We start from the raw sequence: 22,230 nt of genomic DNA on the forward strand, positions 1-22,230 counted from the left end.
CCTGACAGCGGACACTCTGAGGGCACGGTAAACTCGTGGAGGCATCTCCCGGCAGCAGCCGGCAGTTATGCCGTCTTGCCCCAGTAGCTCAGGGGATAGAGCAGCGGCCTTCTAATCCGCCGGTCGGGGGTTCGATTCCCTCCTGGGGCACCAGAATGCGGCTCTGGCCTGCCGGAACGTTCCGCAGGTCAGGGCCGCACTTTTCGGCCGCGGGCACGGTTACGGCACGTCCTCGGCCCGCACGTCGACCTTCTGCGATCAGCACACTTAGTATTAGTACACAAGCACGGCGCCAGGCATGACGGTGCGCCCGCACGCAACGAAAGGTACGCCGCCATGACGCAGACACCCCGGGAATTTGAACCCCACGATCCCAACGAAGCCGAGACCCCCCGCTACCCGGAATCGGCCCCCGCCGCGTCCGGACCGGCCGTGGCAAGGAATTCTGCAGAGTCGCCGGCAACCGGCACCGAACGGGCCTCCGCCCCTGTCACGATTCCGGCCACCCCCGCGACGCCGCCGGAGCACAAGGACACGCCGCTGCCGCACCAGCCCGAGGCATCGGCGACCGCCGCGGAACCGCGCCGGGTTACCCGTGCGGGTATGGTCTGGGCAGCCGTCGCCGCAGCACTGGTAGTGCTGATCCTGCTCATCGCCTTTATCCTGCAGAACCAGGAATATGTCCTTGTGAAGTTCTTTGGCCTGGAGGGCTCGGTGCCGCTCGGCATTGCACTGTTCATCGCGGCAGTTGGCGGCGGCGTGCTGGTCGCCATCGCCGGAGCCGCCCGCATCATTCAGCTGCGGCTCGCCGCGCACCGCCAGCGCGTCGGCCGACGCGCCGGCACGGGGACGCATACCCGCTGATAACGTCCGGCCCCGGCGACGCAACGCCGGGACTCGCCGTCGTACGCCTCGCCGCCCCGGCTGGCCCGCCACCACCATCTAGGGCCGGGTCAGGATCAGCGGACCGTCTTTTGTGATCGCGACGGTGTGTTCGCTGTGTGCGGCACGGCGGCCGTTGGCCGAGCGAAGCGTCCATTCGTCATCGTCGTGGAAGTACTCATCGTTGCCGCCCAGGATCAGCATCGGCTCGATGGCGATGACAAGACCTTCAGTCAGCTTGATGCCGCGGCCGGGCCGGCCGTCGTTGGGAACGTGCGGATCCGCGTGCATGGTCGTGCCGATTCCGTGGCCGCCGTGGTCTGCCAGCATCCCGTAGCCTGCGCGGCGTGATGCACCGCCGACGGCGTAGCCCAGGTCCCCCATCTTGTTGCCGATTCTGGCGGCCTCGATGCCCCGGGCCAGTGCCGCGTCCGTCGCATCAATCAGTGCCTGGTCCGCCGGGTCGGCGGTGCCGACGATAAAGCTTATGGCAGCGTCGCCGCACCAGCCCTCAAGGAACGCGCCGCAGTCCACGCTGAGCAGGTCACCGTCCTGGAGCCGGTAGCCGTTCGGGATGCCGTGCACCACGGCGTCGTTGACGGACGTGCAGATCACGCCGGGAAACGGCACAGCGGCCCACCGTGGCTTGTAGTTCAGGAACGCCGGTGTTGCCCCGGCGGCGGCAATAGTCGCCGCGGCCACCTCGTCCAGTTCCTTCAGGGACACACCAACGGCGGCGGCCTCACGGACGCGCTGCAGCGTGGTGGCCACTACCCGGCCGGCTTCGCGCATCAGGGCAATTTCGGCAGGCGTCTTGATCATTGACATGGGCTCCACTCTAGGGCCCGCCGGAGCGTAGCTAAAGTGTCCTTATGGCCACCGCTGAACTTCTGTCCGTGATCCGCTCCCGCCTGCAGGCGGCAGCAGATCCCGCGCGGGCTGCCAGGGCGCAGGCCTACCTGAAGTCCGGATTGCCCTCGCTGGGGGTCCGGGTTCCCGAGATCCGTCGGATCGTCAAGGCAGCCGCCGGCGAACTGCCTCCCGGCTCCCTTGAGGACTTGCTCTCCGGCGTCCTGGAACTGTGGCGCAGCTCAAACTGGCGCGAAGAACGCCACGCGGCCATCGATCTCACTGGCCTCAAGCTGGCCACCGGTGAGTTGGGCATGCTGCCGGTCTACGAGGAAATCATCCGCAGCGGAGCCTGGTGGGACCTGGTGGACGGAGTGTCGCACCGGCTGTGCGATCTGCTGCAGACACACCCGGGCCAAGTGTCCCCCGCGCTGCGCCGCTGGAGTACCGAACCGGACTTCTGGATCCGGCGCGCCGCCATCACGGCCCAGCTGGGCGCCAAATCCGCAACGGATCGTGCCCTGCTGGCAGCAGTTATCGAGCCCAATCTGGCCGACCGGGAATTCTTCATCCGGAAGGCAATTGGCTGGGCCCTGCGTGACTACGCCGGCACGGATCCGAAATGGGTCCGGGAGTTCGCGGCACGGCACCGCGAAGAGCTCAGCCCGCTCTCCCTGCGGGAAGCCCTCCGGAAGCTTAAATGATCGGGCGGCTGCTGGCTGATTCCTCTGTTTTGCTGAAGAGCAGCTTGGTCTTGGGGTCGAGGAAGATCAGGTACAGGGCAAACAGCAGGGCGATGATCGCCGCGGCATTCCGGGCCAGGGCCAACGCCAGGCCCAGATCGGCTGTCTGCAGGTAGGGGAAGACTTCCAGCTGGTCCGAGATGGCGTACACCATAAAGAACGACACGATGAAGTAGAGCGCCTTGACCTGCCAGTCGTCCCGGATGCCGGTGAGGGCGAAGAGCGGGATCAGCCACACCACGTACCAGGACTGGATCATCGGGGCGAGGATGACGACGGCGGCGAACGCCAGCGCGAGCCGCCGAATCAGGCGGTCGTAGTCGCCGCGGAAGATCTGCCAGGCGATGATGCCGAGGGCAAGCAGCTTACCGGCGTCGTAGACCCATTTGGCCAGTCCCCAGCCGTCGAGTCCGAAGGCGTTGAAGATCGAGGCGACCACCAGGCCCAGCAGCCCGACCGGGGCGTACCAGATCCAGATGCTGCCCGGCGCGGATAGGCCGTTAATCCAGCCGAAGCCGAAGCCGTTGACCAGGCTCATGGCGTACAGCAGGGCGAGGCTGATGCCGGCGGTGAGCCCCCAGAAAACGAATTTGCGCGGCCAGCCGGCGTTCTTTCCGGCCCAGAGCAAACCAATGAAGGGCAGGAAAACGATGGTGATGGGCTTGACCGAGACGGACAGGGTCACCAGGACCAGGCCGAGGATGACGCGCCGGGTAGCGCAGTAGTACAGCCCGGCCAGGGCCAGACCGATCATCAGGGCGTCGTTGTGGACGCTGGCGATGAAGTTGGTGAGGAAAAGCGGATTGGCGGCGGTCAGCCACAGCGCGCGGTGCGGGTTAACACCGTGGAGTTCGGCGAGCTTGGGCACGTAGACGATGCACAGCACGATCCCCGCCAGCGCGGCAAGGCGGAAGAGCATAATGCTGGCCTCGGGGTGCACGTTGGTGGACCAGACCACAAGCTGCTCGATCCAGAGGAAGAGCTGTCCGTAAGGTACCGGCGCCTCAGTCCACATTTTGTCGGCCCCGAGCTGGAAATAGTTCGACAGCGCGGAGATACCGTTTTCGTAGGGGTTGAAGCCCTCCACCATCAGGCGGCCTTGCCCGATATAGGCGTAGACGTCGCGGCTGAACAGCGGGACCGAGAACATCATGGGCAGCCCCCACAGCGCCACCGCCTGCAGGGTCGCCCTGCGTGCCTGCGCACCCCACACCCGCACGCGCTGGCCAAGCCTGAGCCAGGACCGGACCAGGAGCATCCCGCCAACGGCGAGCAGCACAATGCACAGGCCAACCCCGATTGCTTCGGTGCGCATCCAAATGAACAGCGGGACGCGGCGGAGGTCGGAGGCGGGCGCCAACCAGCCCACGCCGAGGGAACCGATCGCCATAAAAAGGGAGCCGATGAATCCCGCCAGCAGCGGCGAACGTGCATTGTCAACCTCAGCAACGGCTGCCGCCGGGGACGTGCCGGCAGCCGCTTTCCCCGCCGCAGGCACAGGCGCCGTCATCTCAGGATCGTCCAATCTGTTGTGGGGCTCATTCCACCCGCTGCCGGCCGTTGGAACGGGCCCGGGGCACGCCGCGGAGACAAACAATTCCGTCGCCCCGCGTACCCGAAATCCTAGCACCGGACCTCCCGTGGGCGACGAAACGGTAGGCTGGGCGCGTGCCTATATCTAATGAACGCATTGTCTGGATCGACTGCGAAATGACCGGCCTGGACACCAAGGACGACGCCCTCATCGAGGTAGCCGCGCTGGTGACGGACTCTGAGCTGAATATCCTTGGTGACGGCGTCGACGTCGTCATCAAACCCGACGACGCGGCCCTCACGCAGATGAACGACTTTGTCCGCGACATGCACACCCGTTCCGGGCTCCTGGCGGAGCTGCCCCACGGCAAGACGATGGCGGAAGCCCAGGGCATCGTCCTGGACTACATCAAGAAGTGGGTGCCGGATCCCAAGAAGGCGCCGCTGGGCGGCAACTCGGTCGGAACCGACCGCGTCTTCCTGGCCCGGGACATGCCGGAACTGGTGGAGCACCTGCACTACCGGGTCATCGACGTCAGCACGATCAAGGAACTCTCCCGACGCTGGTTCGCGCGGGCCTACTTCCAGTCCCCCGCCAAGCTCGGCGGCCACCGGGCGCTGGGCGACATCCAGGATTCCATTGATGAATTGCGCTACTACCGTGAGGCTGTCTTTGTGCCGGCACCGGGCCCGGACAGCGTCACCGCACGGCGGATTGCCAGCAGCATCACGGGAACGGCCGGGGAATCCGCTGCCCAGACCCCGTCCGGGCAGCCGGCGACGTAGCCGCAGCGGAGTTATCTGCGCCACGTTTGCGGAAATTTTTGGCGAAAACCCAAAAAGTGGCACAAGCGGCCCCGAAGAACAGGTAAGCTATTTGTCGTTGCCTTTTCAGCCAGCCGGTCCTCCGGAAGGCATGGCGGGGCACATGGTGGGCGTAGCTCAGTTGGCAGAGCGCCTGGTTGTGGTCCAGGAGGTCGCGGGTTCAACCCCCGTCGCTCACCCGCATCAAGGACGGCAGTAAGTGTCCGACCCTAGACGAAGGCCGTACCGGATATCCGGTGCGGCCTTTGTTGTCTGTCCATGGAACCGTGAACGAAAGGAAACGCGATGAAGCGCACGATTTTTGAAGAAGATCACGAGATGTTCCGTGAGATGGCTGCCGAGTTCAACACCCGGGCCGTAGCGCCGCACTACGCCCAGTGGGACACGGACCACATGATGTCCCGGGCGCTGTGGACTGCCGCCGGTGAACAGGGCCTGTTGGGACTGGCCGTGCCGGAGGAGTTCGGCGGCCTGGGCATGAACGACTACCGCTTCCGCGCCGTGCTGGATGAGGAATTCGCCAGGAGCAACCACCTCGCCGTCGGCCTGGCCTTCCATCTCCACGATGACATGGTCCTCCCCCACCTGCTGGCCTACGGCTCCGAGGAGCTGAAAGGTCGCTGGCTTCCCGGCATGGTCTCCGGCGAAACGGTCACCTCGGTTGCCTGGACGGAGCCAGGTGCCGGATCGGACCTCCGCGGCATCCGCACTAAAGCCGTGCGCGAGGGCGATGACTGGCTGATCAGCGGCCAGAAGACCTTCATTGGCAACGGCATCTCCGGTGATGCCGCCCTGGTCCTGGCCCGCAGCGACGGCAGCACCGGCCGCGGAAACCACAACTCCTTCTCCCTGTTTATGGTCCGGAAGGGCGAGGGTTACAACACCGGCAAGCAGCTGGACAAGATGGGGCTGAAGGCCTCGGACACAGCGGAACTGTTCTTCGACAACGTCCGTGTCCCGCACGCCGACCTCGTCGGTGAGGAAGGAAAGGGCCTGCAGTACTGCGCGGAGCAGCTCCCCCAGGGCCGGCTGGCCATCGCGGTGGCGAGCTCCGCCGTCGTGCGTGCCATTTACGAGGCGACCGTGCAGTACACCAAGGACCGCAATGCCTTCGGCGAGCGGATCATCGATTTCCAGAACAGCCGCTTTGAATTGGCCGACATCCTCACGGAGGTCGAGGTCACCGAAACGTACGTTGACCGGGCCATTCAGGCCTTTAATGCCGGAGAGCTCGACGCCGCGACCGCCGCACGCGCGAAGCTCTGGGCGTCCGAACGGGCAAAGTCCGTCACGGACCGTTGCCTGCAGCTGCACGGCGGCTACGGCTACATCCTGGAATACCCGGTGGCGCAGGCCTACCTCGCTGCCCGGCTGCTGACCATCTTCGGCGGCACCAACGAAATTATGCGCGACGTCGTCGGCCGCGCCATCGCCGGCTGACCCGCCACCACTTAGCACAGAGGAACGTTTCTGACATGACAGTTCTGCCCATTACGATCTGGGGCGAGCCCGTACTGCACCGCCGGGCAGCTGAGGTTGCAGCCTTCGACGACGAGCTCCGGACACTCATCGCGGACATGTTCGAGACCAACGACGCCGCCAACGGCGTCGGTCTCGCCGCGCCCCAGGTCGGCGTCGGCAAACGGCTCTTTATCTACAAATACGACAACGACGACGGCGCCCCGCCGTCCGGCGCCGTGGTCAACCCGGTGCTGACCCTCTCGAAGATTTCCGGCGCGCTGCCGGATCCGGACGAGGAGGAGGAAGGCTGCCTGTCCTTCCCCGGCGGGCAGTATCCGCTGAAGCGGGCGGAGTGGGCCCGGGTGCAGGGCTTCGACGGCGACGGCAACCCCGTTGATTTCGAGGCGACCGGCTGGTTCGCGCGCGTGATCCAGCACGAATTCGACCACCTCGACGGGAAGTTGTACGTCAACAAGCTGATCGACCGGTATTCGCGCCAAGCCAAAAAACAAGCCAAAAAGAGCGGCTGGGGCGTCCCTGGTCTGACCTGGATGCCCGGTGTGGATCCGGACCCCTTCGGGCACTAGGGCGGCCTGCGCCAGGGTGTCCGCCGATCCTCCCCACCTTTGCGCCCGCGCCCGGTATTTCACCGGCGGTTCCCGGCCGACACGCCAGTGCGACCGGCCAATGTTGGGCAAACCCGGCGGCGTGGCCCCCTGGCAGCCCGAGCCGCAGCCCTAGGAAACGGGTTTGGCTGGTGCGCCCGGACGGCCGAACCGCGGCGGCAGGACCAGGAGGAACATGATGGCTGCGATCACCACGGCGGCGGCGTAGATCGTGACCTGATGCGTCGCAAGCGGGGCCCCGTTGTACATGGTGACTCCTACGGCCAGCAGGGCGACGGCGAGCACCACCACGGCAAAAAGCTGCTGCCGCCGAAGGCCGGCAAGAAGTAACGCCGCAGGCAACACGTACCAGAGTATGCTCGCCGTGCCCATTGCGTTGATCTGGGCGATCACGGATCCCGTGCCGGGTATTGCCGCGACGACTGACCCGAAAAACATCGCACCGCAATGAAGGACCAAGCCCGCGACGCCGGCCACCGCGAGCACCAGCTCACCCGGAGTGACGCGCCGGGCCAGCCTGGCATGCGGGACAGCCGGGGCCAGAAGCCGGATTACCAGCAACACACCGGCGATCGCGGCAAGGCTTAACAGAAATTCATTCGACATCCTCCCAGCCTACCGAGCCGCCCCGGCCGGGCATCAGCCGCTGCGGCCCGCCGGCGGTGCCCCGTTAGCGGTGCCCGGACTTCAGCAGGATGGCCGCATGATCGGGAACGTAGCGGAACAATTCCCGTGGCGGCCGGGTGTAGTTGACCGCCCGCGGCCTTTCCGGCAACGTCACGGGCTCCATCCGAACCTCGGTGTAGTCGATCCCGGCGAGCAGATGGGCGATCATGTTGATCCGGGCCCGGCGCTTGTCCTCGGCCTCGACTACATACCAGGGCGAGTCGGCGGTGTCCGTCTGCATAAACATGTCGTCCTTGGCCCGGGAATAGTCTTCCCAACGGAGGATCGCTTCCCGGTCCATCGGCGAAAGCTTCCATTGCCGCATCGGATCATCCAGCCGCGATTTGAACCGGCGTTCCTGTTCCGCATGGCTGATCGAAAACCAGTACTTGAACATCAGAATGCCGTCCTGGATCAGCAGGCGTTCAAAGACGGGGCATTGGGCCATAAAACGCTTGTGTTCCGCTGGTGTGCAGAATCCCATCACATGTTCGACGCCGGCGCGGTTGTACCAGGAGCGGTCCATCAGGACGATCTCCCCGGCCGCGGGAAGATGCTCCACATAACGCTGGAAATACCATTCGCCGCGCTGCCGGTCCGTCGGGGCGGGCAACGCCACAATCCGGGCAACACGAGGATTCAAGTATTCGGTAACCCGCTTGATAGCGCTGCCCTTACCGGCGGCGTCGCGTCCCTCGAAAATCACCAGGACGCGCGCTCCGGTGCTGCGGACCCATTCCTGCAATGAAACGAGTTCGGCCTGGAGCCGGGCCAGCTCGGCCTCGTAAACGCCCAGGGGCAATCGTCCGGAGGGTCCGGCGGCATCTCCCTTGGCGCGCTTGCGATCATCCTGTGAGGTGCCGGAGCCAGCCTTGCCGCCGCCGGCCTTGCGATGTGCCATGGTCCCCGTTCCACCTTCCGCGGCGGGATCTCCTGCCGCGTGCCCTGCCGTGCCCATTCTTGCCGAGCAATGGACAGCCCACAAGAGGCCGTCCGGCCGGGTACACCGGCGGTGCGCAGCCCTATGCTTAGGCCATGCCAGACCCCAGACCGACGCCAATGCAGCCGATCCTCACACTCACCGTAAATCCCGCGCTGGACCTCAGTACTGCCACGGAGCATGTCATCAGTGGCCACAAGATGCGGTGCGGCGCAAGCCGCCTGGACCCGGGCGGCGGCGGGGTCAATGTCTCGCGGGTGGTGCAGCGCCTGGGCGGCCGCACCCTGGCCATCTACACCGCCGGCGGACCCACCGGAGAGGCATACCGCAGGCTGATCGAGGCCGAACGCGTTCCCACCCTCGCCGTGCCGATCCACGGCAATACCCGGGAGGACTTCACGGTCGATGAGACCACCACCGGCAAGCAGTTCCGTTTTGTCCTCCAGGGCCCCGAATTGACTGAGACCGAATGGCGTTTGTGCCTGGCACTGGTGGCGGATTCACTGCCCGCCGGCGGCTATATCGTGGCCAGCGGCAGCCTCCCGCCGGGGGTTCCGGACGACTTCTACGCCCGCGTGGCACGGCTGGCGAGGCGCCATGGTGCGCGCTGCATCGTGGACGCGTCCGGTCCGGCGCTGGCCGAAGCCCTCGCCGAGGGGGTATTCCTGGTGAAGCCAAGCCGGCGTGAACTGGGGTTGCACTTTGGCACAACTCTGGAGGGCGAAGAGAGCGAAGTCGAGGCTGCCGCGGCGTTGGTTGCTGACGGCGCCGCGGAACATGTCGCCTTAACGCTTGGCGGCGAAGGAGCCGTACTCGCCTCGGAGTCCGGGATCCTTCGGCTGGCCGTACCGCGGGTGCAGGTTCGCAGCACCGTCGGAGCCGGGGACAGCTTCCTCGCCGCTTTTGTGCTCCGGCTGGCCCAGGGCCGCACCCTGGCGGAGTCGCTCCGGGCCGCGGTCGCTGCCGGGAGCGCTACGGTGACCACACCGGCCACCGAGCTTTGCCGCCGCGATGAGGTCGAACGCCTGGAGGCCGAACTCAACATCCGGGCCGCCGACGGGATCCCCGCAGAGTGAAGCTGCGACCGGCTCCCCTGGCGCTCGGGCTGCTGTTTGCTGCGGGAACGGCCGGCTGCTCGGGCTCCGCGCCAACTGCCTGCCCTGCCCTTGCGTGGTTCAACTCCCTGAGTGTGACCTTGGACGGCAATTCTCAATTGGTGAGCCTGGTCGAGTTCTGCGCGGAGGACGTCTGTTCGGTGCGCTACGCCGCAGGCGGCGGCGTCCTGGCCCGGCGCGAAGTACAGCTGGACTGGACCAGGGTGGGCGGCAGCGAAGCATGCGGCGGTCCGGCAACAGCCGGCCCCGTCAGGCTCACCATCTAAGCACGCTGCGGCCCGTGCCGGTTCTTCCCGGGGAGGGGAGGGAGCCGCTTGGCCAGCCAGCTCAGGGTCAACAGCTCAAAGTCACTCCAGCTGCCTTTCCGGGGCGGACACCGCCGTGTCCTGAAGCTCGTCCGGAGCCACACCAGGACCGCGCGGTCATCCGGCCGGGCGCACGCAGCCTACCGGGCAGCCGGCACAACAGTCTGCTGTTCGGGACAGGAGGCGAGGATCCGTTTTATGGCCTCCTTCTCCGCCGGGGTGACCCACAACAGGTAGGCAGCCTTGACCGATATTTGCCGGGCCACGTAGTGGCAACGCAAGGCCTTGTTCGGTGGAAGCCAGGTCGCGGCGTCGGATGCACTCTTGTCCTGGTTCGCAGCCCCGTCGACGGCGATCAGGTTCAGCGGATCGTTTGCCAGATGCTCCCGCTGCCCGGCGCTCAACTGCTGGGCACCCTTCTGCCAGGCGTCGCCCAGGGCCACAACATGGTCGATCTGTACGTCTTTGCTGCTCCCGCTTCCCCGCCGGAACCTGATCTGCTGGCCGGTGTATGGTTCCCGGAGCGTTCCGGCGGCCACCTGGCAGGTGGATCCCCCGGTGAACTCGAGGTCCGAAAGGTCGCGGCGAAGGATGTCGTTTCGGGTATCGCAACCGTTCAGGTCCACGTCGAGCCATGCCTGGCCGAATGCCCCGCGGTCATAGTCGGCCCGGGCTGCCCGGCCCTTGACCGCCAGCGTTTCGAGCAGCACAGCAGCGGAGCCAGCCGGAACGGGACGCACGGAAGCGACCGCATTCATCCAGCGCGCCGCCAGCACCGGCGCCTCGCCGGGCCCCCCTCCGGGGGGTTCCACAGCCGCGAACTGCCCGGCGGTGAAAAACCAGCCGAGCCCCGCTGCTACGGCGAGGGCCACTGCGGCAAGCAGGGCCCACGCCTGGCGGGACCGCCGTCGTGACTGCCGGAATTCCGGCCATGTCCGGGTCACACCCGCACCAGGGCACACTGCCGGGTGCCGGTCCGTTCCGGGGCGGGACGACTTCCTTCCACCCCTGAAGGCTAAATCCGGTCTCCGCCGCCGCCGCAGTTTTCCACAGTGTGGAGGACAGGTGCCCGGCTAGTTCTCCTTCGTCACCCGCACAAGGTCCTCGTTGGCGAGGGACATCAGGGATTCGAGTTGCTGGACCCGCGCCTCGTCTACCTCCCCGGCCGCATACTTGGTGCGTGCATCGTCGAGGAGCCGCTTGGCTTCCTTAACGTTCCGGTGCGCGACGTCCAACGCGTGTTCAAGAGTGGTTTCGTGGTCTACTGCCGGGTTTTGTTCCATTGAACCATTGTGGTGCGCATTCCAGGTCGATTCCAGCGGACCGGCCGGGAATGCGCCACAGAGTTCAGAAATGTCCGGTCAGGCGGTGACCTCAACGCGAAGACCGGCTGCCTGCAGGGTGGCAGCCGCGTCCTTGGCGGGGAACGACGGCGGGTTCACGCCGGCCATTTCCTCCATAACGCGGACCACCTGGCAGCTGTAGCCGAACTCGTTGTCGTACCAGACGTAGAGGATAACGTTCTTGTCGTTGGTGATGGTGGCAAGGCCGTCGATTATTCCTGCCCGGCGTGAGCCGACGAAGTCGGTGGAGACAACCTCCGGCGAATCGATGTAGTCGAGCTGCTTGCGCAGCTCCGAGTGCAGCGACATTTCCCGGAGGTAGTCGTTGACCTCATCCTTGGTGGTGCCGTTTTCCAGGCTCAGGTTCAGGATGGCCAGGGACACGTCCGGGGTGGGCACCCGGATGGAACTTCCCGTCAGCTTGCCGAGCAGCTCCGGGAGTGCCTTCGCCACTGCCGTGGCCGCCCCGGTCTCGGTGATCACCATATTCAGGGCGGCGGAGCGTCCGCGCCGGTCACCCTTGTGGAAGTTATCGATCAGGTTCTGGTCGTTGGTGAAGGAGTGGACGGTCTCCACATGGCCGTGAACGACGCCGTACCGGTCGTTGATCGCCTTCAGGACAGGAGTGATGGCATTCGTGGTGCAGGAAGCCGCGGAGACGATCCTGTCCGCATCGGTGATCGTTGCGTGGTTGATGCCGTGAACGATGTTCTTCAGCTCGCCCTTGCCCGGAGCAGTTAGCAGAACCCGGGATGCGCCCTTGCTCTTGAGGTGCTGGGAGAGTCCGTCGGCGTCGCGCCAGCGTCCCGTGTTGTCGACGACGAGTGCGTTGTGGATGCCGTAGGCGGTGTAGTCGATGGTGGCGGGGTTGTCCGAGTAGATGACCTGGATCTGAACGCCGTTCGCGGTGATGGTGTCGTTTTCGAGGTCCACCTTGATGGTGCCTTCGAAGGAACCGTGGACCGAGTCGCGGCGCAGCAGGCTGGCACGCTTGGCAAGGTCATTGTCCGAACCGCGGCGGACCACAATAGCGCGCAGCCGCAGCCCATGCCCGCCGCCGGCCTTTTCGATCAGGAGCCGGGCCAGGAGCCGGCCGATGCGGCCAAATCCGTAGAGGACGACGTCGGTGCTGGTGCGGTCGTCGGCGCCGCGCTTGCCCACAACATCGGCCAGCTCCGCACGGAGGAACTCGTCCAGGGTGGCACCCTTGCCCTCGACGCGGTACTTCTCGGTGAGGCGGGCGACGTCGATGGCTGCGGCGCCGAGGTCCAGCGTGGTCAGGGCGTCCAGCAGCGGGGCGGTCTCCTCAAGACGCAGTTCTTCCTTGCTCATCCGACGGGCGAAGCGGTGTGCCTTCAGGATGTTCATGGTGGACTTGTTGATCAGGCTGCGGCCGTGGATGGACGTCACCACGTTGTTCTCGCGGTACAGCCGGCCGATCACCGGGATCATGGCCTCGGCGAGCGCCTCCCGGCCCATCCACGTATCAAGACAAGAATCTGACGTCTGGCTCACAGAAATACCTTCCTAAAATCCACCACATACGGCGCCGTATGCGGAAGTCGGCTGCCGGAGGGTGTCCGGAACCTGGGCTCCGGGGATTCGGTCCACCCCGGGCGCACGTGTCAAGCAAAACGAAAGCCGCCGGCTGCGAACGCAGACCCGACGGCAGAACATCTACGTTCGTCTTCCATTCTACCGGCGGCCCGGAAGGGACCGGTGCCCCGTTACGCGTGAAATGACTCACACGCGGCCCGGGTTAGCCCGTCGTGCCCACCGGCACACCCAACGCAGGACAGCTGCGACGCCGGGCTCTGGCGCCCTCCGGCCTAAGCAGCTGCCCGCTACCCTCTAGGATGTTCCTATGGGACTAATAATCACTCTACTTATCATCTGGCTCGTTTTGTCCGTCCTCGGCTTTGTCGTCAAGGGCCTTCTCTGGCTGGCCGTCGTTGGCCTGATCCTCTTTGTGGCAACCGGCGTCTGGGGCTGGGTGAAGCGTAAGGCCAAGGCCTAACACTGCCATTGGTCCATACCGGCGGTGGCCGGCACCTTTCGGTGCCGGCCACCGCTTTTTTGGTGCGCGGCGGGTGCGCGGCAGCGCGCACCGCAGCGCGCCGCGGGGTTTGTCGTTACGCGGCCTAACCGGTGGTGTGGGTGGATGGGTTGACCGATACGCCGGGTTCTGTGTTCCCGCGCCGTTGCCAGCACAGGAATAGCGGCCATCCATCTACGAACGCCGTTGCCGGCGCCCTCCAGCAGCCTACCCGGACACTCGGGCGGGCAGCCCTCAAACGTGTCCTGTCTGGCCTTGCTCCGGGTGGGGTTTACCTAGCCTTCCCGGTCACCCGGGAAGCTGGTGGTCTCTTACACCACCGTTTCACCCTTACCTGCCCTGCCGGCTGTGCAAGCACACCCGGCACGCAGGCGGTCTGTTCTCTGTGGCACTGGCCTGCGGGTTACCCCGAGTGGGCGTTACCCACCACCCTGCCCTGCGGAGCCCGGACGTTCCTCGAGCCACTTGCGTGACGCGCGGCCGCCTAGTCAACCCATCCGCCGTCTATTCTACGGTCACTGCGGGCCGGCCCGGCAACACCTCCGGCGCCGGGCCTATGATCGGGGAATGGACGCGGCAGAACTGAGCCGGCGCCGTTTGCTGGAGCTGGCGGGAATCGGAGTGGGTGCGTCCGCCCTGGCAGCCTGCGCTCCCGGAATCCCATCCCCTGCCGCGCCACCGCCGGCGCCGCCTGCGGGTCCCGCGGGTGGGCAGGCGAACCCGACGGCGGGTTCGACCCGGACGCCTGCTGTCCCGTTGACCGTCCGGACCAGGACGGGATCATTTGTTTCGGTGTTCCGCCCCGGAATCAGCACCGGCTGGTCACTGGCCGCCCCCGAAGCCCCGCCCGGCGCGGCGCGGCCCGATCTGCCGCTGGCGGTATTCCTGCACGGTCTCGGCGGCAGCCACACGGTGCTGCTGGAGGAACTGGCCGCCCACGAGGCGCTTCGGCGGCACCTCGACGCCGGCGGTCTGCCCTTCGGGATAGCCGCCGTGGACGGCGGAAACAGCTGGTGGCACCCCCGCGCTGACGGCAGCGACACCCAGGCAATGCTGATCCAGGAGTTCATTCCGTTCCTCGGCGGCCAGGGGTACGACCTTGGCCGGATCGGCCTCTTTGGCCTCTCGATGGGCGGCTTCGGTTCGCTGCTGCTCGCCTCGCAGGGCCGCTTGCCCGGTGTACGGGCCGTCGCAGCCATGAGTCCGGCTCTCTGGGACCACTACGACCCGCGCACCGACAGCGCCTTCGACGGTCCGGACGACTTTGCGGCCCATAACGTGTTCGCGCTCCGCCCAAGACTCGCAGCGCTGCCCAAACGAATCGACTGCGGGACCGCGGACACCCTTGCCGGAACGGTTCGCCAGTACCGGGAGGGGCTCCCGGGCGCCGTCGAGGGCGGCTTCCAGCCCGGCGGCCACGACTCCGGCTATTGGCGCTCCATCCTCCCCGAGGTCTTGTCCTTCCTGGGCCGGAACCTGGCCTGAACTTCGGTCGGAAGCTGCCGGCGGCCGGCCCGCGCAGGACGCGCCGCTAAGCTTGGACGGTGCTGATTCTGCTGCCGCCCTCCGAAGGCAAGACTCCCGCCACGGCCGGCGACGCCGTCGACTGGGCCACCTTGAGCTTCCCCGAATTGAACAGCTACCGTGCCAAGGTGCTGGCGGGCCTTGGTACGGTCAGCGCCCACGAGGACGCCCTGGCGCTGTTGGGCGTTGGCGCCTCCCTCTGGGCCGACGTCGAGCGGAACACCAGGCTGCACGCCGAACCGGCAGCCCCGGCCCACCAGGTCTACTCAGGGGTGCTTTACGACGCCTTGGACTACAACAGCCTCACGCCTTCGCAGCGGAAAAGAGCGGACGCTTCCGTGCTGGTCATTTCGGCACTCTGGGGTGCCATCCACTTCGGGGACCGGGTGCCGGCGTATCGGTTGTCAATGGCCGCTGCGTTGCCCGACGTCGGACGCCTGGCATCTTTTTGGAAGCCGCACCTCAGCGCGGCGCTCGCGACCGTCACCGCTGGCGAACTGCTTGTGGACTGCCGTTCCAGCACGTACGCCGCCGCGTGGGCTCCGCCGCCGCCGCAGACCGTGGCCGTGAACGTGTTTACCGAGGCCAAAGGCGTCCGGAAGGTCGTCAGCCACTTCGCCAAGCACACCCGTGGCGAGCTCGCCCGGCACCTGCTGAGCCGGCGGGGTCCGGCACCGCAGACTCCCGCCCGGCTGCAGAAAGCCGCGGCCGAAAAGTGGACAGCGGAACTGGTCGAGGGCACGTCCCGGAAGCCGCACACCCTCAACCTGATCCTGCCCAACTAGCTCGCAGCAGGGGTCGTTTTGAGCGCTCAAAACGCCCCCTGCTGCGAGTCAGTTTGTGGTTACACCCATTCGGAAGAGCGGACCAGGATGCAGCCGGAATCCGGGCAGAACACCACTTCGTCCTCGGCCGCAGCCTTGATCTCGGCGAGGTCCCCCGGGCTCAGCTGCATACCCGAACCCTCGGACGTTCCGTGGAAGAGCCGGGCCGCGCCCACGCCGCGCTTCGCCAGGGTCTTTTCGTAGACCGCCAGGAGGCCGGCATCCAGGCCTTCGGCGAACTGGGCGCGATTGCCCCGCACCACAGTTGCCTCGGCTGCGATCTCCGCGAGCCGCTCGTCAAGTTCGGAGCGGATGGAACCGAACGAGCCCTGAATGTCGTCAACGATCTGCTGCTGGCCGGCCTGGCGCAGGCGGAGCGAGTCCAGCCGTTCCAGGACTTCCAGCTCAATGTCCTCAAGGTCGGAGCGGCGCTTGTTCAGTGACACGAGGTCACGCTGCAGCGCCACGAGGTCCTTCGACAGGCCGGTGCCGCTGTTGAGCCTGGCCTCGTCGCGTTCAATCCGGGAGGCGACCTGCTCCACGTCGGCTTCGGCCCGCTTGAGCTCGAGTTCGGCGTCGTGGACCGCCACCTTCGCGGCGCCAAGTTCCCCGCTGGCCACGCCGAGGGCAGCCTCAAGATCGGTGATCCGTGGGTCGCTTTCAAGGCTTCGGCGGCGGTTGGACAGGGATTTGAGCTTCGCATCAAGTCCCTGCAATTCGAGCAACTTCAACTGTTCCGCCGGTGCTGCCTTGGCCACTATTTACCTCCGCTAAATCCCTGCCGGCCGGAGCCGGGCGCCGTGTCGGCGCTCCCTAGACTCTAGCGCCTAGCGTACTCCCCGGCCTCGCTAGCTCACCCGGGGCACCTCGCACGCCAGGCTTAGCCCGGAGTCAGAATGAAGTCCCACGGGTCGCTGTTGGTGGTGCTGACCCGGATCTGCACGTTGTGGCCCTGGTCTCCCAGGACGTTGCCCAATGCCTCGGCGGCGGCAGGCAGCCACAGCCACTCGCTGGCGAAGTGCGAAACGTCGATGAGGTAGGGCCTGTTGTTGACGGCCTCCTCCCGGGCTTCCGACGCCGGATGGTGCCGCAGGTCGGCCGTCAGGTAAACATCGGCGTCGGCGGCCCGCACCGCGTCCAGGAGCGAATCTCCGGCCCCGCCGCAGACGGCGACGCGGCGCACCAGCCCGTCCCGGTCCCCGGACACCCGAACTCCCCCGGCGACGGCCGGGAGGATGCCGAACACGCGGGCGGCGAACTCGCCCAGGGTGAGTGGTTCGGCCAGGTCGCCGACCCGCCCGATCCCCTCTTCGGGCAGCCCGTTGGACGCCGGAGACAGCGGGGCAACGTTCTGCAGGCCCAACGCATCGGCCAGCACATCCGAGACGCCGCCGACGGCGGAATCGCCGTTGGTATGGACCGTCAGCAGGGCGGTCCCGGTTTCGATCAGGCGGTGCACGGCCCGGCCCTTGGCGGTGGTCGCGGCTACCGAGGTGACACCTTTGAGCAGCAACGGGTGGTGGGTGATGAGCAGCTCGGCGCCGAACTCGATCGCCTCCTCGATCACCTCAAGGGTGGGATCGACGGCGAAGAGGATCCTGCCCACCCCGGCGGCGGGGCGTCCGGCCACAAGCCCCACCTCATCCCAGTCCTCGGCCAGTGATTCGGGCCACAGCTCCTCGGCGGCCAGCAGGATCATGCCCAGGGTAGGCTGCCGCTCCGTTTCCCCGGATCCATGGCCGGCAGCGTCGGTCCCTTCGGGAGGGCCGGCTGAAACGTCGGTGTTTACAGGTTCCATACCCCCATTTTTACCCTATTGGGCGGCGGCCCCTGCAGGCGCCGGGAATCTTCGGGGCCCTTCAACCATTGAAGAGGACATGAGAACTTTTGTCCTCGGCGGAGGCTGCTTCTGGTGCCTCGACGCCGTCTACCAGAAAACCAAAGGTGTCAGCGCCGTCGTTTCGGGCTACTCCGGCGGCCATGACCGCAACCCCGACTACTACGCAGTCTGCTCCGGAACCACCGGCCACGCCGAGGTGGTGGCAGTGACGTTCGATGAGCAGATCGTCCCGGCGGAAATCATCCTTGACATGTTCTTCGCACTCCACGACCCCACAACCCTGAACCGTCAGGGCTACGACGTCGGCACTCAGTACCGCTCCTCAATGTTCTACGAAACGACTGAGGAAAAGATCCTCTTCGAGGAGGCGATCGAACGGAACCAGTCGCTGTGGGCGCATCCGATTGTCACGGAGGTCAGCCGGCTGCCGGTGTTCCACCGGGCGGAGGAAATTCACCAGGACTACTACGGGAAATTCCCGGAGCAAGGTTACTGCCAGGTGATCATCAATCCGAAGCTGGCCAAGGCCAGGAAATATTACTCTTCATGGCTTAATGCTTAGCTAGGGCCTGTGGGCCCTCGTTAGGCTGACCTCAGCATTCCCCCTCAACAGACAGGTGCAGACACCCATGGCACGGATCTATGACGATGTTACCCAGCTGGTCGGCGGCACTCCGCTGGTCCGGCTGAACCGGCTGACCGAAGGCCTTGACGCCACAGTGGCGGTCAAGCTGGAGTTCTACAATCCGGCCAACAGCGTCAAGGACCGGATCGGCGTTGCGATTGTCGATGCTGCGGAAAAGTCCGGCGCCCTCAAGCCCGGCGGCACCATCGTCGAAGGCACCTCAGGCAACACCGGCATCGCCCTCGCCATGGTCGGCGCTGCCCGCGGCTACAAGGTCATCCTGACCATGCCGGAAACCATGTCCACCGAGCGCCGCGTGATGCTCCGCGCCTACGGTGCCGAGATTGTGCTGACGCCCGGCTCCGAGGGCATGCGTGGCGCCGTCGAAAAGGCCCAGGAGATCGTCGCCAACACGGAGAATTCCATCTGGGCGCAGCAGTTCGCGAACGAGGCCAACCCCGAAGTCCACCGCCAGACGACAGCCGAGGAGATCTGGTCCGACACTGACGGCAAGGTGGACATTTTCGTCGCCGGCGTTGGCACCGGCGGAACCGTCACCGGCGTCGGACAGGTACTCAAGGAGCGCAAGCCCGACGTGCAGATCATCGCCGTCGAGCCGAAGGACTCAGCCATCCTCAATGGTGCCGCACCGGGACCGCATAAGATCCAGGGCCTCGGCGCCAACTTTGTGCCCGAAATCCTGGATACAAACGTCTACGACGAGGTTATGGACGCCACCCTTGAGGACTCGGTCCGCGTGGCCCGGGACCTCGGCGTCAGGGAAGGCATCCTCGGCGGAATCTCATCCGGCGCGATCGTTTGGGCGGCCCTGGAGCTCGCCAAACGGCCGGAGAACGCCGGTAAGCTGATTGTTGCTATCGTCTGCGACTTTGGTGAGCGTTACATTTCCACGGTGCTGTACGACGACATCCGCGGCTGAGTCCGGCCACTGTCCACGATTTTTGTAGAAAGGTCTTTGTGAGCTTTTTCGCAAGGCTGAAGGAAGACCTCGACGCCGCCAGGTCCCACGACCCGGCGGCTCGAGGTTCCTTTGAGAACTTCTTTGCCTACTCCGGCCTGCACGCGATCTGGGCGCACCGCCTGACGCACCGGATGTGGCAGGACCCGGCGCTGCGCTTCCCGGCGCGGCTGATCTCCCAGCTGGCGAGGTTCTGCACCGGCATCGAGATCCACCCCGGCGCAACCATCGGCCGGCGCTTTTTCATCGACCACGGTATGGGTGTGGTCATTGGCGAGACCGCCGAAATCGGTGAGGACGTGATGCTGTACCACGGGGTGACCCTCGGCGGCCGGTCGCTGGCCAAGGTCAAACGCCATCCCACCATCGAGGACCGGGTCGTGGTCGGCGCCGGCGCCAAAATACTTGGCCCCATCACCATCGGCCGGGACAGCGCCGTGGGTGCCAACGCCGTGGTGGTCAAGGACGCCCCGGCAGAGTCGATCCTCACGGGAGTGCCTGCCACCTGGCGGCACCGGGACGCGCAGCGGGAGACCAAACCGGGCGTCGACCCGGCGGAATACCTGATCGAATACCGGATCTAGGCGGTACTCACCGATTCCCGGGCCGGCCAGCTGGCCTGCGTTACGCGGGAAACCGTTTGTAGATGTTCCAGATGACAACGTCGAAGGCCCGGTCCGGCAACAACCGTCGCAGCATCAGGATGGCCCGGGCACCCTTGCCTACCGGGTAGCGGGTCCTGGGCCTTGGTGACGTCGCGGCGTGGACGATTGCGTCGGCAATGACGGTCGCGGCGGTGGACATGGCGGAGCCCTCGGTCGATGCCAGCGCAGCCGCGACGACTTTCGCCTGGTCCATGTAGGGTCCGCGGCCGGAGGTGGCCAGCAGGCTGTCACCGGAAATGGCGCCCCATTCCGACTGCGTTCCCGCCGGCTCGATGATGGAGACGTTGATGCCGTGGGGTTTGAGTTCAACCCGCAGTGAATCGCTCAGGCCCTCGACGGCGAACTTCGTGGCGTGGTACCAGGCTCCCAGCGGCTCATACATTTTTCCGCCGATCGAGGACACGTTGATGATCCGCCCCCGCCCGGCGGCCCGCATTCCTGGGAGCACCAGCTGGGTCATCCGGGCCAGCCCGAAGAGGTTGACGTCAAATTGCCGCCGCCCCTCTGCCAGCTCCACTTCCTCGAGTGAACCAAAGGAACCGTAGCCGGCGTTGTTCACCAGGACATCAACCCGGCCGTGCACCGCGATCACCTGTTCGATGGCCGCCGTCATGGAGTCCTCGTTGGTGACGTCAAGCGCAACAACGTTCACACCGTGGGCTTTGAGGGGCGCCATCTTCTCCACCCGGCGGGCCCCGGCATACACGGTAAAACCGCGGGCAGCGAGTTTCCATGCCGTCTCATAGCCGATTCCGGCGGAGGCTCCGGTGACGAATGCTACGGGCTGGCTCATCTGCTGCACTCCTGGGACGGGTACTGGGGACCACGGCTGGCGGCCGGGTATCCGGGGAAAACCGAACGGCCGGTGCTCCCAGAGTAGCGGGAAGCACCGGCCGTCGGTCAGAGGCGGAAGCTAGTGGGTATCCACTGCCTCAATTTCAGCCTTGTCCTCGCCCCAGAGGGTGTGGAAGGTACCCTCGGTGTCGACGCGGCCGTAGGTGTGCGCACCGAAGAGGTCGCGCTGGCCCTGGATCAGGGCGGCCGGCAGGCGCTTGCGCCGCAGGCCGTCGTAGTAGGCCAGCGAGGAGGAGAACACCGGCACGGGGATGCCGAGCTGGACGGCGGTGGCGACGACCCGGCGCCAGGCCGGGAGGACGTCGGCGATCGCCGTGGTGAAGGCCGGGGCGAACAGCAGGTTGGCCGGCTTCTCGTTCGCGGCGTAGGCCTTTGTGATCTCCTTGAGCAGTTCGGCACGGATGATGCAGCCGCCGCGCCAGAGGGAGGCGATCTCGTCCAGTTTCAGGTCCCAGCCATATTCCGTGGCAGCGGAGGTGAGCATGTCCAGCCCCTGCGCGTAGGAGACCAGCTTGGAGGCGTACAGCGCCTGGCGGACATCCTCGACAAAGCTCTCCGGGACCTCGACGCCGGCTTCGCCGCCGGCCAGCAGCTCCTGGGCCAGCTTCCGCTGTTCCGTCTGTGAGGACAGTGCTCGGGCGAAGACCGATTCGGCGATGCCCGAGACCGGGGAGCCCAGTTCAAGGGCGGAGATGACGGTCCAGCGGCCGGTGCCCTTCTGGCCCGCGGCGTCCACCACAACATCCACAAACGGCTTGCCGGTCTTAGCGTCCACATGGCCAAGGACCTCGGCGGAGATCTCGATCAGGAAGGAGGCGAGGTCGCCCTTGTTCCACTCTGCGAAGATCTTGGCCTGCTCGGCCGGTTCGATGCCGGCGCCGGAGCGCAGCAGGTCAAAGGCCTCGCCGATCACCTGCATGTCGGCGTATTCGATGCCGTTGTGGACCATCTTGACGAAGTGGCCGGCGCCGTCGGTGCCGATCCAGGCGCAGCACGGCTTGCCGTCGACGTGAGCGGCGATCTTTTCCAGCAGCGGGCCGAGGGCGTCGTAGGACTCCTTGGAACCACCAGGCATGATCGAGGGGCCGTTGAGGGCCCCCTCTTCGCCGCCGGAGACACCGATGCCAACGAAGTGCAGGTCCTTCTTGGCGAGCGCTGCTTCGCGGCGGCGGGTGTCCTCGTAGTGGGAGTTGCCGGCATCGATGATGATGTCGCCGGCTTCCAGCAGCGGTTCGAGCTGTTCGATCACGGAGTCGACCGGCTTGCCGGCCTTGACCATGATCAGCACGCGGCGTGGCTTCTCCAGCGAGTCGACGAGCTCCTGCAGGGTCTCGGTGCGGATGAAGTCGCCGTCCTGGCCGTGCTTCTCGAGCAGGGCGTCTGTCTTCTCGACCGACCGGTTGTGCAGGGCCACCGTGAAGCCGTTCCGGGCCAGGTTACGGGCCAGGTTGGCCCCCATCACCGCAAGGCCTGTGACACCGATGTGTGCTGACATCAAAACTCCCATTCATTTCTGTGCAACGAGTGCACTTCGTCCCGCGCGTAGGGCGGAAACTTTCTTCTGAGGATCAGTG

General features: G+C 66.0%; 24 protein-coding genes, 2 tRNA genes and 1 other RNA gene. 15 read left to right on the forward strand and 12 right to left on the reverse strand.

The genetic code is table 11. From position 1 onward, the window contains the following. The first annotated feature begins 77 nt into the window (after positions 1 to 77). Positions 78 to 153 (forward strand) — tRNA-Arg (locus tag QI450_RS09690). Between the two features lie 183 nt (positions 154 to 336). After that, entirely contained in the window at positions 337 to 864 is a 528-nt protein-coding gene (locus QI450_RS09695; RefSeq protein WP_226774932.1) for a lipopolysaccharide assembly protein LapA domain-containing protein, read from the forward strand. Positions 865 to 942: 78 nt separating this feature from the next. Here QI450_RS09695 and map read toward each other — a convergent pair whose 3' ends face one another. Continuing rightward, positions 943 to 1,710, reverse strand: a complete 768-nt coding sequence (gene map / locus QI450_RS09700) for a type I methionyl aminopeptidase (RefSeq protein WP_226774933.1) — start codon at positions 1,708 to 1,710, stop codon at positions 943 to 945. Between the two features lie 44 nt (positions 1,711 to 1,754). On the opposite strand from map, the gene QI450_RS09705 reads away from it, so the two are divergent. Beyond that, on the forward strand, positions 1,755 to 2,435 hold the full coding sequence (locus QI450_RS09705) for a DNA alkylation repair protein (protein ID WP_226774934.1): 681 nt from the start codon (positions 1,755 to 1,757) through the stop codon (positions 2,433 to 2,435). Here QI450_RS09705 and mptB read toward each other — a convergent pair. After that, the gene (mptB, locus tag QI450_RS09710) at positions 2,428 to 3,984 is read right to left on the reverse strand and encodes a polyprenol phosphomannose-dependent alpha 1,6 mannosyltransferase MptB (protein ID WP_226774935.1); all 1,557 of its coding nucleotides are present in this window, start codon (positions 3,982 to 3,984) and stop codon (positions 2,428 to 2,430) included. The two genes, QI450_RS09705 and mptB, sit on opposite strands and share 8 nt — an antisense overlap. 158 nt (positions 3,985 to 4,142) lie before the next feature. Between mptB and orn the strand changes: the two genes are divergently transcribed. The 4 genes from orn (at position 4,143) to def (ending at position 6,880) form a co-directional block, all read left to right on the forward strand. Continuing rightward, positions 4,143 to 4,793 carry an oligoribonuclease gene (gene orn / locus QI450_RS09715; RefSeq protein WP_226774936.1) on the forward strand — a complete coding sequence of 217 codons (651 nt, stop codon included), beginning with the start codon at positions 4,143 to 4,145 and terminating at the stop codon, positions 4,791 to 4,793. A 145-nt stretch (positions 4,794 to 4,938) separates the two neighbouring features. Continuing rightward, a tRNA-His gene (locus QI450_RS09720) sits at positions 4,939 to 5,011 on the forward strand. Between the two features lie 106 nt (positions 5,012 to 5,117). Continuing rightward, positions 5,118 to 6,272, forward strand: a complete 1,155-nt coding sequence (locus tag QI450_RS09725; protein ID WP_226774937.1) for an acyl-CoA dehydrogenase family protein — start codon at positions 5,118 to 5,120, stop codon at positions 6,270 to 6,272. 35 nt (positions 6,273 to 6,307) lie between these two features. Then, the gene (gene def / locus QI450_RS09730) at positions 6,308 to 6,880 is read left to right on the forward strand and encodes a peptide deformylase (RefSeq protein WP_226774938.1); all 573 of its coding nucleotides are present in this window, start codon (positions 6,308 to 6,310) and stop codon (positions 6,878 to 6,880) included. A 150-nt stretch (positions 6,881 to 7,030) separates the two neighbouring features. Here the strand turns inward: def and QI450_RS09735 are convergent, their stop codons facing one another. Both QI450_RS09735 and ppk2 read right to left on the reverse strand, forming a co-directional pair. Next, positions 7,031 to 7,525: a hypothetical protein gene (locus tag QI450_RS09735; protein ID WP_226774939.1), complete on the reverse strand. Its 495-nt coding sequence runs from the start codon at positions 7,523 to 7,525 to the stop codon at positions 7,031 to 7,033. 64 nt (positions 7,526 to 7,589) lie between these two features. After that, positions 7,590 to 8,486: a polyphosphate kinase 2 gene (gene ppk2, locus QI450_RS09740; RefSeq protein ID WP_226774940.1), complete on the reverse strand. Its 897-nt coding sequence runs from the start codon at positions 8,484 to 8,486 to the stop codon at positions 7,590 to 7,592. A gap of 134 nt (positions 8,487 to 8,620) precedes the next feature. Here ppk2 and QI450_RS09745 point away from each other — a divergent pair, with 134 nt between their 5' ends. Together QI450_RS09745 and QI450_RS09750 are read left to right on the forward strand one after the other, a co-directional pair. Then, positions 8,621 to 9,601, forward strand: coding sequence for a 1-phosphofructokinase family hexose kinase (locus QI450_RS09745; protein ID WP_226774941.1), 981 nt, complete (start codon positions 8,621 to 8,623; stop codon positions 9,599 to 9,601). Then, positions 9,598 to 9,906, forward strand: coding sequence for a hypothetical protein (locus QI450_RS09750; RefSeq protein ID WP_226774942.1), 309 nt, complete (start codon positions 9,598 to 9,600; stop codon positions 9,904 to 9,906). Before QI450_RS09745 ends, QI450_RS09750 begins: the two co-directional genes overlap by 4 nt. 179 nt (positions 9,907 to 10,085) lie before the next feature. On the opposite strand, the gene QI450_RS09755 is transcribed toward QI450_RS09750, so the two are convergent. The 3 genes from QI450_RS09755 to QI450_RS09765 all read right to left on the reverse strand — a co-directional run bounded on the left by QI450_RS09755 (position 10,086) and on the right by QI450_RS09765 (position 12,803). Then, positions 10,086 to 10,889: an HNH endonuclease family protein gene (locus QI450_RS09755; RefSeq protein ID WP_226774943.1), complete on the reverse strand. Its 804-nt coding sequence runs from the start codon at positions 10,887 to 10,889 to the stop codon at positions 10,086 to 10,088. Between the two features lie 129 nt (positions 10,890 to 11,018). After that, positions 11,019 to 11,228: a TolC family protein gene (locus QI450_RS09760; protein ID WP_226774944.1), complete on the reverse strand. Its 210-nt coding sequence runs from the start codon at positions 11,226 to 11,228 to the stop codon at positions 11,019 to 11,021. A 78-nt stretch (positions 11,229 to 11,306) separates the two neighbouring features. Next, positions 11,307 to 12,803 (reverse strand): glyceraldehyde-3-phosphate dehydrogenase, encoded by a 1,497-nt coding sequence (locus tag QI450_RS09765; protein ID WP_226774945.1) that lies wholly within the window; start codon positions 12,801 to 12,803, stop codon positions 11,307 to 11,309. A gap of 349 nt (positions 12,804 to 13,152) precedes the next feature. Between QI450_RS09765 and QI450_RS09770 the strand changes: the two genes are divergently transcribed. Then, positions 13,153 to 13,305 carry a hypothetical protein gene (locus QI450_RS09770; protein WP_226774946.1) on the forward strand — a complete coding sequence of 51 codons (153 nt, stop codon included), beginning with the start codon at positions 13,153 to 13,155 and terminating at the stop codon, positions 13,303 to 13,305. A 141-nt stretch (positions 13,306 to 13,446) separates the two neighbouring features. On the opposite strand, the gene rnpB is transcribed toward QI450_RS09770, so the two are convergent. Continuing rightward, positions 13,447 to 13,840, reverse strand: an RNA gene (gene rnpB, locus QI450_RS09775) — RNase P RNA component class A. A gap of 71 nt (positions 13,841 to 13,911) precedes the next feature. On the opposite strand from rnpB, the gene QI450_RS09780 reads away from it, so the two are divergent. Then, positions 13,912 to 14,829 (forward strand): alpha/beta hydrolase-fold protein, encoded by a 918-nt coding sequence (locus QI450_RS09780; RefSeq protein ID WP_282467998.1) that lies wholly within the window; start codon positions 13,912 to 13,914, stop codon positions 14,827 to 14,829. A gap of 59 nt (positions 14,830 to 14,888) precedes the next feature. Further along, complete coding sequence (locus tag QI450_RS09785; RefSeq protein ID WP_226774948.1) at positions 14,889 to 15,653, forward strand: peroxide stress protein YaaA; 765 nt, start codon at positions 14,889 to 14,891, stop codon at positions 15,651 to 15,653. 59 nt (positions 15,654 to 15,712) lie between these two features. Here the strand turns inward: QI450_RS09785 and QI450_RS09790 are convergent, their stop codons facing one another. Then, positions 15,713 to 16,450, reverse strand: coding sequence for a C4-type zinc ribbon domain-containing protein (locus QI450_RS09790; protein WP_226774949.1), 738 nt, complete (start codon positions 16,448 to 16,450; stop codon positions 15,713 to 15,715). A gap of 122 nt (positions 16,451 to 16,572) precedes the next feature. Next, entirely contained in the window at positions 16,573 to 17,391 is an 819-nt protein-coding gene (locus QI450_RS09795; RefSeq protein ID WP_226774968.1) for a Nif3-like dinuclear metal center hexameric protein, read from the reverse strand. Positions 17,392 to 17,569: 178 nt separating this feature from the next. Here QI450_RS09795 and msrA point away from each other — a divergent pair, with 178 nt between their 5' ends. From msrA to epsC, 3 genes are all read left to right on the forward strand, one after another. Further along, on the forward strand, positions 17,570 to 18,094 hold the full coding sequence (gene msrA / locus QI450_RS09800; protein WP_226774950.1) for a peptide-methionine (S)-S-oxide reductase MsrA: 525 nt from the start codon (positions 17,570 to 17,572) through the stop codon (positions 18,092 to 18,094). A 67-nt stretch (positions 18,095 to 18,161) separates the two neighbouring features. Then, positions 18,162 to 19,097: a cysteine synthase A gene (gene cysK / locus QI450_RS09805; RefSeq protein ID WP_226774951.1), complete on the forward strand. Its 936-nt coding sequence runs from the start codon at positions 18,162 to 18,164 to the stop codon at positions 19,095 to 19,097. Between the two features lie 38 nt (positions 19,098 to 19,135). Beyond that, positions 19,136 to 19,720: a serine O-acetyltransferase EpsC gene (gene epsC, locus QI450_RS09810; RefSeq protein WP_226774952.1), complete on the forward strand. Its 585-nt coding sequence runs from the start codon at positions 19,136 to 19,138 to the stop codon at positions 19,718 to 19,720. A 40-nt stretch (positions 19,721 to 19,760) separates the two neighbouring features. Here epsC and QI450_RS09815 read toward each other — a convergent pair whose 3' ends face one another. Both QI450_RS09815 and gndA read right to left on the reverse strand, forming a co-directional pair. Continuing rightward, positions 19,761 to 20,594: an oxidoreductase gene (locus tag QI450_RS09815; protein ID WP_226774953.1), complete on the reverse strand. Its 834-nt coding sequence runs from the start codon at positions 20,592 to 20,594 to the stop codon at positions 19,761 to 19,763. Between the two features lie 120 nt (positions 20,595 to 20,714). Then, the gene (gndA, locus tag QI450_RS09820) at positions 20,715 to 22,151 is read right to left on the reverse strand and encodes an NADP-dependent phosphogluconate dehydrogenase (RefSeq protein ID WP_226774954.1); all 1,437 of its coding nucleotides are present in this window, start codon (positions 22,149 to 22,151) and stop codon (positions 20,715 to 20,717) included. Positions 22,152 to 22,230: the final 79 nt, after the last annotated feature.

Source organism: Arthrobacter sp. EM1 (genome assembly GCF_029964055.1).
GTDB lineage: Bacteria > Actinomycetota > Actinomycetes > Actinomycetales > Micrococcaceae > Arthrobacter.